Origin of the sequence: Ottowia thiooxydans (genome assembly GCF_040548795.1) — a bacterium.
GTDB classification, from domain to species: domain Bacteria; phylum Pseudomonadota; class Gammaproteobacteria; order Burkholderiales; family Burkholderiaceae_C; genus Ottowia; species Ottowia thiooxydans_A.
Window position 1 is genome coordinate 221,873 of sequence record NZ_JBEPSH010000006.1, and the last position, 11,938, is coordinate 233,810.

An 11,938-nucleotide genomic window follows, 5' to 3' on the forward strand; every position below is an offset into this window, starting at 1 on the left:
GAGGCTAATCCAGCTTAACGTTTGCGTCGGTGATCACCCGCCCCCATTTTGTTTTGTCATTGCTCACCAGTTTGGCAAACGCTGCTGGTGTATCAAAGCTCGGCTCGAATCCGTCGGCGATCATTTTTTTGCTGATCTGCGGATCCTTCACGTAGCTCACAATGGACTCGTTGAGACGTGCGACAACTGCAGGTGGCGTACCTGCTGGCACTGCAACGCCCCACCATTCATCGGCCACGTAGCCCGGGACCCCCGATTCCGCGACGGTGGGCACATCGGGCAGCGCGGCAGCGCGTCGTTGACCCGTGGTCGCCAGCACCCTCACCTTGCCGCTCTGGATAAATGGCAGGGCGGCGCCAAGAATGGCGAACATCACTTGGATTTGTCCGCCCATCAGGTCGTTGATTGCTGGACTGGTGCCGCGGTATGGCACATGCAACAAGTCCACACCTGCCATCTTGTTGAACAGCTCAGCTGGCAGATGGCCTGCAGCGCCGTTGCCTGCTGACCCGTAGGACAACTTGCCGGGTTGAGCCTTGGCGAGTTGCACCAGTTCCTTCACGGACTTGGCGGGCACAGCCGGGTTCACGATGAGCGCAAACACAGTAGATGCCACTCGGCTGACATGGGTCAACTGCTTTTCCGCGTCATAGCGAAGCTTGGGATACAAGCCTGCATTGATCGACGATACACCCGCTGTAGTCATCAGTAAGGTGTATCCGTCGGGTGCCGCCAACGTCACAGCCTCCGCGCCGATAGCACCACCAGCGCCGGCGCGGTTTTCCACCACCACCGGCTGCGAGTAGGCCTCTGTCAAATGTTTGGCCAGGTGCCGCGCCAGAATATCAGTGCCGCCGCCTGCGGGAAATGGCACCACCAGCTGCAAAGCCTTGTTCGGATAGGCACGCTGAGCCCAGCTGGTTGACTGGATGGACAGCGCTGAAATGGCAGCAGTCAATAGGTTTCGGCGGAGCATGGCAAATCCTTTGGCGAAGTGAGCAGTGAGGTTGCAGATGAAGAAAGCTCCGATAACGCTTCGACGGGTAGATATACCTCGCCAGCAAATAATCGCCGAGCGGTTCTCACCAAGGCAGCAGAGGCGACGTGCAACTGGCCGGCGCTCCCGCTTCGCATCTTCACCTTGACGTGTATGAGGCCAGCAGGGTGTTCGATGCTCAGATCTCCACCCGATGGCGCGCCACCCACGTCGCGCAACAGATCATTGGTGACTGTGCCTGGTATTAGACAGGCTGCGCCCAAGCAAACCGCGCCAGTCACAGCGAAAGAGGTATGGCACGTGTATGGCATGAAATACCTGCCGGTGATGACCCCGCCTTGACGCGGCGCAGCGACCAGTGTCAATTTTGGCATCTCTAGCCGTGACACATCACCCAGGCCCATCAGTGCGCCAGCCTTGCAACGCAGCTCCTCTACACGAGCGCACAGGACTGTATTTGCATTAAGCGCCTCTGCCGACTCGTGGCCGCTTATGCCCAGGTCTGACGCGAGCACGATGGCCATGGGTACTGCTGCATCCACGCAGCTGATACGCACGCCATCAACGATATCGATGGCGCGCCCCGTAGGCAGCAGTGCACCGGTCTTTGAACCTTCGACATCCAGAAATTCGACGAGTACCGGGGCGGCACTGCCATGTACTCCGTCTATGCGCGCATCACCCTGATAAGAGGCTTTGCCATTTAGTGTCACGACCTGCTCATCAATGCGCTTGCCAGTGTTGACGTTGAAAATTCGTACTCGGGTGATGTCTTCTCCGGGCTGTACCAGACCAGAATCCACCGCAAAAGGCCCCACTGCCGAAAGCATGTTGCCGCAGTTCACAGAGTAGTCGATGGTGTTCTTGTGCACACAGATCTGGCCAAAAAGGTAGTCGACATCAACCCCTTCCCGGGATGAGCGGGAAATGATTGCGACCTTGTTGGTCAGTGAATCGATGCCTCCAATACCGTCGATACGGCGAGGTTCAAGTGCGCCCATGACCCGAAGTAGCAGCAAGTCACGCTCGGCGCCGGGCGGTGGCAAGTCTTCATCGAGAAAGAACGGTCCTTTAGAGGTTCCTCCGCGCATGAGCACACATCGCACCTTGTACTGATCGGATTCCCTGGACACCGGATGGCGGAAGAGAGCGGTTTGAGAAGTCATACCGCTGATTGTTCATGGGGCCAATGCGGGGAGCAATCAATGAATTGGACAAACCGGTTATCCAATTTATTGACACTACGGCGCGCTTAACGGAAGAAACTCTCGCCATGGAAAAAACGCATGATTTAGTGTGGTCTGCGCCACCTCGTCTTCCTGACGCGCGAACCATCAGCCAACTGGTCAATTCCGGGCGAGCGCCATTTGGAGAATTTGCAAAGAAAGCGATGGAACGCATTGGCGAGCTTGAGCCAAACCTGCGCGCCTGGAGCTTCATGAACACGTTATCTCCTGTGGGGGTAGATATTCCCACCGGCTTGCCGACTGGGCATTTGCCATTGGCTGGCGTGCCCTTCGGTGTCAAAGATGTGATTGACGTGGCGGGTATGCCTACTGGTTGTGGTACCCCTTTGCATGGGCCTGACAAGGCACCTTACGATGCGGTTTGCGTGGCCCTGCTACGTCGTGCCGGTGCGATTCCTGTTGGAAAAACGGTCACAGCAGAGTTTGCTTACGCGTTCCCGGGTCCCACACGAAATCCGTGGAAACCAGACCATACCCCAGGAGGGTCGTCAAGCGGTTCAGCTGCAGCGGTCGCATCAGGCAGTGTGCCTCTGGCCTTGGGTACGCAAACGGGCGGGTCGATCATCCGTCCGGCAGCCTACTGTGGAGTGGTGGGTTTCAAACCGACCTTCAAGCGTGTCAATCCAGGAGGTATCAAGGTGATTAGCCCGACGCTGGACACGCCCGGCTTATTTGCCCGTACCGTGGAAGACGCCTTGCTGGCCGCACCTGTCATCGTTCCAGGATTCTCAGTGGCCGCACCGAAATTGTTAGCTCCGGACAACCTGCGCATTGCAGTCATGCGATGTGAGGCTTTGGGATCACTGCAGACCGAGGCGCAGAGGGTGTTTGAATCTGCTGCCAACACACTGCAACAGGTGGGTGCAAGGGTGCATGGTTTAAGTCATGATCGCGACTTACAAGCGCTGAGCCACTTGCATGGCGTCGTGATGAAGTATGAAATGGCTCGCTCCCTGTTGCCAGAGTGGCGCGCTTCACCCCATGCGTTCAGCCCGGTTCTGGCCGCGCTAGTGGAGCAGGGCTGGCAGATCAGCGACGAAGAGTATCAACATGCCCTTGCGCGAGCGGATGAGTTCAAGCTTCGTTGGCAGGACAAGCTGAAGGACTACGATTGTGTGCTGACCCCTTCGGCAGAGGGACCCGCTCCGGCAGGCCTGTCTTCGACAGGACAATCAACATTTAATCGCGTCTGGACGTTATTAGGCTGGCCCGCACTTCACCTGCCATTGGACTACTCAGACATTGGTTTGCCGTTAGGCGTTCAACTGGTAGGCCAGCACGGCCAGGATTTTGCTCTGCTGCAACTGGGGGCCTTACTTCACCCTTTGTTAGAGAAACGACCATCGAAAGATAGCTTCAGGAGAAAGAGAGTCCCTTGCGCATGAAGCGGTCTCCCCTCTCGCTCGATATCGGTGGCTCATAGGCCGCGGCATCGAAAAGTGCGAGAAAGAGCAAACAGCACATTTCCCTGGTCTTTCGACCAGGTTTTCTCACAGTACAGGGCCTAAGGCTTCCTCAAAGCGCGTCATTTCTTCCTCCAGAGTCCCGCGCTGCCGAAAGCGTCGTCCAGCCCGGTCGTACCAGTTCTCTGCGTCCTCAACATCGCCCTCTTGCAAGTGAAGCAGGCCATGCAGCCATGCGGCAAGAAGGCCTTCATGGTGTTGCACGCGGTCGTGCGCAGCATTCCACTGCCCTGCCCTCATGAGGGAGAGAATGTGGCGCAAATCCGCGTTGGCGTCGCTCATATTGGCTTCCTCTTCGGTCAAGATAGCAGATCCTGCTGCACAAGGTGGCTGTTCACTTACTACACCATGTCCAGACTCTGGCCCTCCATCATTGCAAGGGTTTGCGGCAGCATCCGTGCCGCATGGCCTCAAGTCTACTTTGCATATGCGCGCTGGATTTCCTCGCCGACCAGAGACACCAACTGCTCGACCCCGAACACCTTTAACGGCCGGCCGTTGACAAAGAAGCCAGGCGTCCGAGTGACCTTCAACTCATTGGCGTCGGCGATGTCCTGATTGACTGCCGCCACCACTTCAGGGGACATCATGTCTGCCCTGGCCTTGGGCACATCCAGGCCAGTACCTTCCAGAAAGCCCCAGATCAGCTCAGGCTGAGGTGCATGGTGGGACGCCCAATGAGGTTGGCCGCCAAGCATGGCTTCCGCCACCGGCCAGAACTTGCCTTGCAGTCTGGCTGCTTCAAGAATCTTCACCGCGACGTCAGAGCCCTGGTGCAACGGGGTATAGCGCACGACGAGTTGGACTTTGCCATCGGAGGCATCGACCAAGGTTTTCACTATGGGGTAGAAAGCCCGGCAGGTCTCGCAAGCGGGATCGAAAAATTCAACGATGCGAACCTTGGCGTCCTTGGAACCATAGGTGGGCGAATGCGGCCGGTTAAAGACCGAATTGGATTCGCTGGCCAAACGGCTCAGCGCTTGGTCTTGTTGATTGAAATGGCGGTAGAGCCCAAAGGCAAAGCCCATGAATACCATGAGGCCGCAGAGGATGAGAATCAGTTTCTTGTTGATCATTTTTGAGGTTCCTTGCTTGCCGCCCACAGCAGCAACAAGATGATTGAAAACGCGGCCAGGGACATCAGCGGTATCGTGATGAAGCCCACCAGCTCAAGCTTCTGCTCTGCGCATGAAGCCCCCTTGCCGCAAGGCTGAATGTTCTTGGGGATGAAGCCTGCATAAAGAAGGCAGTGATAAAGGGCAATGAGCCAGCCGACCGCGGCCAGCGGCAGTGCGTACCTCGCCCCACGGGCGTCTTGCGTGTAGGCAGCGATCGCCAGGATGAGCACCAGGGGAAACATGGCGATGCGCTGGTACCAGCACAGCACACACGGCTCCAGGCCCATGACTTCACCGAGGTAGAGCGCCCCCAACGTAGAGATCAGCGCTACCAGCCAGCTCAGCAGCAAATAAAGCCACTGGCGTTCAGATGCAGCGCACGAGTTCAAGGCGGACGACTTATTCATGGGTTTCTCCTCGCATCCGAAATGCCGACCACACCAGCAGCCCTGCACCGCACACAATGCCGATATCCGCGATGTTGAAGGCTGGCCAATGCCAACGGCCGACGTAGAGGTCCAGAAAATCCACCACGTAGCCACGGGTGACCCGGTCGATGCCATTACCCAGCGCACCCCCCAGGATGAGGGCGTAGGCCCATCGCTCACGAGAAGGAAGCGGCTTGCGGAGCGCCCAGATGATCCAGGCAGACACGACAAGTGCGATGACCCCAAAGAAGACGCGCTGCCAGCCGCCGGCGTCCGCCAGGAAGCTGAAGGCCGCGCCGTAATTCCAGGCGTGCACAAGATTGAAGAAGGACGTCACGGGCTGCCGCCAGCCATAGGGAGTGAAGTCGTGCACCCAGTACTTGGTGCCCTGGTCCAGCACAAGGATGAACAAGGCCAGAGCGTAGGCCATCACACGAGAAGACGGGCAAGCGCAGGCGGGACCCGCGCCCACCTGCCGAGCGAAAGAAAACATGGTTCAAACCCCAAAGGTTGAAGGTCAAGCCGCAGATCGGCCCGAGAAAGCAGCCCCTGCCCACGCAGGTCAGCGGTGAAAACGCCGAGTGGCGTGTTCAGGCAATTGGGGGTTTGAAAATGGGCGCCGCCTCTGCGCTGGCGAAGCGCGGCGTCAGCCAGGTAAAGCGGCCTCTTGTAAATGCGGCCAACATAAGCCCTGACAACGTGTCTGCGATGGCAGACGGCTGACCATGGCAGTGGCTGCAAGTTGCACAAGTGGAGCAGGGGGAACAGGAGGTGCAGGAAGAAGCAGACGAGTCGCAGCCCAGTGGGATCTTGGCGTCAGTGGTGTGGGAATGATCTGCGCCTGCGACCTTCTCGACCATGGCGTGCACCGCGGTTTCACCTTCAGGGGATGCTGCCGAATGGACAGGCGTTGCCGGCAAGCCCGCAAGGGCAAGCTGAACGGACGTCAACACCAGGAACAAGAAGATAAAGAGGCGGCGCATGAATTCGGAACGATCAGGCGAATCGTGATTCACCACTTGACCGTTTGATTCTAGCGGCGGACCTACTGCGGCTGACCAATGCCATGCTGGCGCATGGCCTCTTCTTCGTCCCCTGTAATCCAGCCGAATACCTTCAGTGAGCCTGTCGATTCAAGCCGGACCAGATAGGCGTTGGTGAATCGGATCGACCTTTCGCCGCCGTCCACTTCATAAACGGCATTCCAGTCAGTATGAGCCAGCGCATGGAGAGGGTCAACCCCGGTGGCAGTCACGTCTTCTAATTCTATCCGCTTCATACCGACATCCCGATAGCGGCCAAAACCCTCACCGGACGTACGCGTGAAATCGGCGTCATTGGACCCCGTGACGACGCCATCTGGAGCGGCAGCGATGAAGACCTCTGAATACAACGCTGAAAATTTGTTCTCGTCGAACCGGCCATGCAGTCCTTCGTTGAACTGATGGGCGTACCGGCGGAAGAACTCCAACAACGCAGCTTGCCCCAGACGTGAATCTGGCGGCGGAGCGTGGGAAGGACCGTCTTGGGCCATAAAGCCTCCTTGGAAGCTTATTTTGGCAAACGGTGAGCCATGTCCGTGTAGGACACCGGCTTTGTTGAGGTCTCCAACACAGATGGACTTCAGCTCAGGCGACATGCACACCCAGGCCGCTGAGGAGTTGCTGCGCCTGGTCGCTTGAGATCGTGGCGCCCTTGAATACCAACGCCAGCTCTTGCACGGTAATGCTGCCAAGCCTGGCTTCGCGCAGATCGGCACCGTCGAACTTGGCGGCTTTCAGGTTCGCATCCGTCAGGCTCCCGCCTTCAAACACGGCGTCTCTGAAGTCGCAGCCCGAGAGATCAGCGCCGGACAGGTCTAAGCCCTCCAAGCGCTGTTTACGGAACGATACGCCCCGCAAATCGGCGCCGATCAGGCGACATTGCCGCAGGGTCAGGCCGAGCGTTTGCGCCTCGCGGAAAAATGCGCCGTCTAACTTGCAGTCGGTATAGGTCACCGAAGGCATCCTGGCGCGCAGCCAATTGGTCATGTGCAGGTCGCACGCGTCAAAGCTGGCGCCGGTCAAGTCTGCCAGCGCAAAATCAGCTCTGCCAAGGCGGCAACTCTCCCACTTGGTGTCAGACAGTCGAGCGCGGGTGAGGGATGTCCCCGCCAGGCTGCAGGCTGTGAACCGCAGACCACTCAAATCCAGCGAGGAAAGGTCTTCTTCATCGAAGGTGCATTGCTCGAACTGTGTGGCCCGTTCGGAGCTGGAAAGATGGCGCGTGAGCTCGTCACGGGTAAGCGTACTTTGGCGAATAATCATCGGGATCTATTGTGCGGGGTGCGGCGGCTCGTTGGCAGGCGGTCGCCTAACCACCCACACGCCTAAGGTCATTGTGCAGCGCTGTAGCACCAGGTTGAAGTACGTGTACGAATCCAAAAGCCGTTTAATGGCGTATGGACTACATGCCACTATTTTCTAGACTTTCCACCCCTGTTAACCGCCGCCTGGGCCTCATGGGCATCGGTTCGGCCATTGCGACCCTGATGGCCGGCTGTTCTGGTGCCCAGGTGCTGAACCAGCTAGTGGCCCATGACACCTACCACGGCCCCACGGGCGTGCCCTACGGGCCCGATCCGCGGCATCTGCTGGATGTGTACCAGCCAAACACCGGCACGGTGCCCGGCCATGCACCGGTGGTGCTATTTTTATACGGTGGCAACTGGACGAGGGGCGAGAGGGGCGACTATCGCTTCGTAGGCGAAGCCCTGGCCGCCAACGGCATCATCGCTGTGGTGGCTGACTATCGGCTGAGCCCCCAGGTGCAATACGACGGCTTTCTGGGCGATTGCGCATTGGCCCTGCAATGGACCCTGTCGCATGCAGCCCGCCTAGGAGGCGACCCTGCGCGGGTGATGGTGATGGGCCATTCCGCCGGGGCTTACAACGCCGCCATGCTGGCACTGGACCCGCGTTGGCTGGCGCCTTTAAGCTTGACACCTAATCGTCTTGCAGGCTGGATTGGTCTGGCCGGACCGTACGACTTTTTGCCGATTATCGACCCCGAGGTACGGGTTGCTTTTGGCTGGCCGCAAACCCCGGCCAATTCCCAGCCCATCTTCTACGCCAACGCCAAAGCCCCCCGCACCCTGCTGCTGGCCGCGCGCAACGACACGGTGGTGGATGCGCAACGCAACACCGTCGGCCTGGCGAACCGGTTGCGCGCTGGGGGTACCGAGGTGGATATGCGGATTTTTGACAACATTGGCCACGTGACGACCGTCGCCGCCCTGGCCCGGCCCCTGGACTGGTTAGCTCCGATACTGCCGACCGTAGTGGCCTTTGTACGCGGGGAGTCACTGCCTACGGCAGAGTAAGGCGGACTAAGGTGGACAAGGCTCCGAGCCAACATGTCTTTCAAAACCCAGGGAGAAGCCCTTGCCCTCAGGAACGCCGGCACCAACAAAAAAGCCCCAAGTGACGAACACTCGAGGCCTGATTGCAGGACCTTGAAAAAGGTCTGGCTTCAGAACGGAATGTCGTCGTCCATGTCGTCGAAGCCTGACGATGGCCTGGAAGCAGGTGCTGGAGCACGTGGTGCCGCAGCCGGTGCTTGACGTGGAGGAGGCGCTGCACGACGGGGGGCTTCGTAACCACCGTCTCCGCCACCTTGTTCATTGCCGCTGCCGTAACCACCGCCACCACCGCCGCCGTAACCACCTTCGTCGCCACCGCCGCCGCCCATGCCCTGGCGGCTGCCCAGCATTTGCATCTGGTCGACGCGAACTTCAGTGCTGTAACGGTCTTGCCCGCTTTGCGCATCTTGCCATTTGCGGGTGCGAATACTGCCTTCGACGTAGATCTGCGAACCTTTGCGCAGATACTGGCCGACGATTTCTGCCAGGCGGCCGTTGAACACCAGGCGGTGCCATTCGGTGTGTTCGCGCTGCTCGCCGCTGGCCTTGTCTTTCCATTTGTCAGTGGTCGCCAACGTCACATTGGCCACCTGGTCGCCGCTAGGAAAGCTGCGCATCTCAGGGTCGCGCCCGAGATTGCCGACGAGAATGACTTTATTGACCGATGCCATGACTTGAATTCCTGCGCGAGAAAAAAACGAAAACGACTAGTGTCGTGGATTAGAAGTTCGTGGATAAAACAAATTCGTCGAAATCTGTGTCAGGCCAGGAGCGAACCGCAGTGATACCAAGTGTGGTATCGCGAGGAGTTGCAACGACGCATGGCGCTGATTCTCGGCGGATTTGTTCCGCGAACTTCTGATTCACGACACTATTGATTGTGCCAGTAACTGCCATGCCAAAATCAACTATATGAAGGGCGAGCCGGATTTCCTGCGCAGTGTGCGCGACGAGATGACTGATGCACGGGTCTGGATTGACCGCTTGGTGATCGGCATCTTCGCCTTGCTGGCCGGCCTGACTGTGGTGCTGTTCACTCTCTTGACGGACGCGGCGTCGCAATTTTTTGCTGCCATTTCGGACAGGGGCTGGTGGTGGCCGCTTCTGTGGACGCCCGCCCTGACGGCGCTGGTAGTGTGGGCTTTGCGTTGGGCACCAGGTGCCGGTGGATCGGGCCCACCCCAGGTGATGGCGGCTCTGGACTCCCATCTGGATGCCCAGGGGCGCTCCGCATGGGTGTCACTCAAGATCTCGATGGCAAAGGTGTTCGCCGTGACAGGCGGCATTTTGGCCGGCCTGTCCGTGGGTAGGCAGGGCCCCTCCGTGCAGATTGCAGCCGGCGTGATGTATGCAGCGCGTCGGTTTCTTTCCCCTCGCTCAGGCATCACTGCGAGAGAACTTATAGTGGCTGGCGGCGCTGCCGGCCTCGCGGCAGCCTTCAACACGCCCCTGGGGGGTGTTGTGTTTGCCATTGAAGAGCTCTCGCGCAAGTTGGAAACCCGCTCCTCGGGCCTCATGCTGGGCGCCATTGTGGTTTCTGGCCTGGTGGGGGTGGCCGCTTTCGGCAACCTCTCCTATTTTGGACGCGTCCGCATCGAGCGCGTGGGCTGGGGCGTCTTCATGCCGGGCATGCTGCTTGCGCTCAGTTGCGGGCTCGCGGGCGGTTTGTTTGCGCGACTTTTGCTCGCATCCATCAAGGGCTTGCCAGACCGCTTCTGCGCTTATCGCCGCAAGTGGCCTATCCGTTTTGCAGCCGTTTGCGGACTGGCTGTGGCGGTCATCGGCATTCTGACCAGCGGCACCACGGCCGGTGGCGGGCATGACCATACCCGGGCGCTTTTGAGCGGCGAGGAAAATGGTATTCCACTGCTTTGGACCGTGTTGAAGTTCATCTCTACCTGGCTGACGGTGTGGTCCGGTGCGCCAGGAGGCCTTTTTTCGCCAGCCTTGTCCATAGGCGCGAGCCTGGGCCACGATGTGGCGACCCTCATGGCGCCTGAGTACCACATGGTTCTCATGGCGCTGGGCATGGCGGGCTTTCTTGCAGCCCTGACTCAGACGCCCATCACGGCGATGATCATCGTGATGGAAATGGTCGATGGCTACGCCATGGTGCTGGGGCTGATGTCATGCGCCATGGTGGCCAGCCTGGTCTCGCGCATGGTCAGCCAGCCACTTTTCACCACGCTGGCAGAACATATGGTGGAGCAATTGGCGGGGAGCCCTCCTGAACTGAACAAAAGCCCGCCGCCGACCCCTTAGTGTTACACGCCCTAAAGCTTGCTCAGCGTTTGAATCACCTCCTCGCGCAACCAGCGATGGGCTGGGGAGCTTTCTGCCCGTGCATGCCAGTGGACACGTACTTCAAAATCCGGCAGCGCGACCGGGATTTCCACTTTCTTGAGCCTTCTCTGGCTGGCAAAAAGCCCCGCCACGCGCTCTGGAAGTATGACCATCAGGTCGCTGCCCTCCACCAAACTTGGCAAAACTGAGAACTGAGGCACCAGCGCGACAATGTTGCGCCGGATGCCACGCTGTGCAAGCGCTCCTTCGATGAGGGCGTGCCCGGAGTTGGGGGAGGACACCATCACGTGGCGCGCCCGCATGAAGTCCGCGAGCTCGAGTGTGCCGTGCGCCATGGGATGCTCTGCAGAGACGAGGCAGACGTACCGCTCCATGAAGACATGGGCTTCCCGCGTGTGCTGGTGCAGATCCGGAAGATTACCCAGGGCAAGGTCCAGCGCACCTGTCGATAGATCCTCCAGCACCGTGTCAGACAGTTGCACGAACTCGGCTTGAAGTTTCGGTGCCACGGACTGGAAATGCCTCAGCAAAGGTGGAATGAAAAACAGTGCGCCTATATCCGAGGTCGCGATGCGAAAGCGCCGCGTGGAACTGCCCGGCTCGAAGACCTGCTGAGCTTCCAACGTGCCTTCTATGGTGGAAAGCGCGACGTTGACCTGCTCGAAGAGTCGCTCGGCCGCAGCGGACGGGATCAAACCCTGCGCACCGCGCGAGAACAGCCGGTCTCCGTAGCAGACCCTTAACCGGGCCAGTGCGTGGCTCACGGTGGGCTGGGTCAGACCCAGGCGCTCTGCGGCGTGCGTCACGCTGCGGGTCTCGTAGATGGCCACGAAAGCGCGAATAAGGTTGAGGTCAAAAAGCGGTGTCTGCTCGCCCATAGATTTCATCGATATGTAACAGACATTGTATCGATAGGAGGAATGAAAGCTCGAACATAGCATTCGCTTGAACCTTGAAACGACCGTTGAACGCGCCAGAACA

Annotated in this window: 14 protein-coding genes; 3 read left to right on the forward strand and 11 right to left on the reverse strand. The window is 59.0% G+C overall.

Annotated elements, in window-relative coordinates; genetic code table 11:
• Nucleotides 1–4: 4 nt before the first annotated feature.
• Both ABIE13_RS15840 and ABIE13_RS15845 read right to left on the reverse strand, forming a co-directional pair.
• Nucleotides 5–976 (reverse strand): Bug family tripartite tricarboxylate transporter substrate binding protein, encoded by a 972-nt coding sequence (locus ABIE13_RS15840; RefSeq protein WP_354445128.1) that lies wholly within the window; start codon nucleotides 974–976, stop codon nucleotides 5–7.
• A complete protein-coding gene (locus ABIE13_RS15845; protein WP_354445130.1) occupies nucleotides 955–2,163 on the reverse strand; it encodes a 4-oxalomesaconate tautomerase in 1,209 nt (402 codons plus the stop codon). Before ABIE13_RS15845 ends, ABIE13_RS15840 begins: the two co-directional genes overlap by 22 nt.
• Before the next feature lie 107 nt (nucleotides 2,164–2,270).
• Here ABIE13_RS15845 and ABIE13_RS15850 point away from each other — a divergent pair, with 107 nt between their 5' ends.
• On the forward strand, nucleotides 2,271–3,629 hold the full coding sequence (locus ABIE13_RS15850) for an amidase (protein ID WP_354445132.1): 1,359 nt from the start codon (nucleotides 2,271–2,273) through the stop codon (nucleotides 3,627–3,629).
• Nucleotides 3,630–3,734: 105 nt separating this feature from the next.
• Here the strand turns inward: ABIE13_RS15850 and ABIE13_RS15855 are convergent, their stop codons facing one another.
• The 7 genes from ABIE13_RS15855 to ABIE13_RS15885 form a co-directional block, all read right to left on the reverse strand.
• On the reverse strand, nucleotides 3,735–3,989 hold the full coding sequence (locus tag ABIE13_RS15855) for a hypothetical protein (RefSeq protein WP_354445134.1): 255 nt from the start codon (nucleotides 3,987–3,989) through the stop codon (nucleotides 3,735–3,737).
• Nucleotides 3,990–4,123: 134 nt separating this feature from the next.
• Nucleotides 4,124–4,783, reverse strand: coding sequence for a DsbA family protein (locus ABIE13_RS15860; RefSeq protein ID WP_354445136.1), 660 nt, complete (start codon nucleotides 4,781–4,783; stop codon nucleotides 4,124–4,126).
• On the reverse strand, nucleotides 4,780–5,232 hold the full coding sequence (locus ABIE13_RS15865) for a disulfide bond formation protein B (protein WP_354445138.1): 453 nt from the start codon (nucleotides 5,230–5,232) through the stop codon (nucleotides 4,780–4,782). Before ABIE13_RS15865 ends, ABIE13_RS15860 begins: the two co-directional genes overlap by 4 nt.
• Entirely contained in the window at nucleotides 5,225–5,746 is a 522-nt protein-coding gene (gene lspA / locus ABIE13_RS15870; protein WP_436278425.1) for a signal peptidase II, read from the reverse strand. Before lspA ends, ABIE13_RS15865 begins: the two co-directional genes overlap by 8 nt.
• Nucleotides 5,747–5,843: 97 nt before the next feature.
• Nucleotides 5,844–6,269, reverse strand: a complete 426-nt coding sequence (locus ABIE13_RS15875) for a hypothetical protein (protein WP_354445140.1) — start codon at nucleotides 6,267–6,269, stop codon at nucleotides 5,844–5,846.
• A 29-nt stretch (nucleotides 6,270–6,298) separates the two neighbouring features.
• The gene (locus ABIE13_RS15880; protein WP_354445142.1) at nucleotides 6,299–6,787 is read right to left on the reverse strand and encodes a nuclear transport factor 2 family protein; all 489 of its coding nucleotides are present in this window, start codon (nucleotides 6,785–6,787) and stop codon (nucleotides 6,299–6,301) included.
• 94 nt (nucleotides 6,788–6,881) lie between these two features.
• Nucleotides 6,882–7,559 carry a pentapeptide repeat-containing protein gene (locus ABIE13_RS15885; protein WP_354445144.1) on the reverse strand — a complete coding sequence of 226 codons (678 nt, stop codon included), beginning with the start codon at nucleotides 7,557–7,559 and terminating at the stop codon, nucleotides 6,882–6,884.
• A 143-nt stretch (nucleotides 7,560–7,702) separates the two neighbouring features.
• Here ABIE13_RS15885 and ABIE13_RS15890 point away from each other — a divergent pair, with 143 nt between their 5' ends.
• Nucleotides 7,703–8,614 (forward strand): alpha/beta hydrolase, encoded by a 912-nt coding sequence (locus tag ABIE13_RS15890; protein WP_354445146.1) that lies wholly within the window; start codon nucleotides 7,703–7,705, stop codon nucleotides 8,612–8,614.
• A gap of 149 nt (nucleotides 8,615–8,763) precedes the next feature.
• On the opposite strand, the gene ssb is transcribed toward ABIE13_RS15890, so the two are convergent.
• Complete coding sequence (ssb, locus tag ABIE13_RS15895) at nucleotides 8,764–9,324, reverse strand: single-stranded DNA-binding protein (RefSeq protein ID WP_354445148.1); 561 nt, start codon at nucleotides 9,322–9,324, stop codon at nucleotides 8,764–8,766.
• Nucleotides 9,325–9,565: 241 nt separating this feature from the next.
• On the opposite strand from ssb, the gene ABIE13_RS15900 reads away from it, so the two are divergent.
• Nucleotides 9,566–10,915, forward strand: a complete 1,350-nt coding sequence (locus ABIE13_RS15900) for a chloride channel protein (RefSeq protein ID WP_354445150.1) — start codon at nucleotides 9,566–9,568, stop codon at nucleotides 10,913–10,915.
• An 11-nt stretch (nucleotides 10,916–10,926) separates the two neighbouring features.
• On the opposite strand, the gene ABIE13_RS15905 is transcribed toward ABIE13_RS15900, so the two are convergent.
• Nucleotides 10,927–11,844 (reverse strand): LysR family transcriptional regulator, encoded by a 918-nt coding sequence (locus tag ABIE13_RS15905; protein WP_354445152.1) that lies wholly within the window; start codon nucleotides 11,842–11,844, stop codon nucleotides 10,927–10,929.
• Nucleotides 11,845–11,938: the final 94 nt, after the last annotated feature.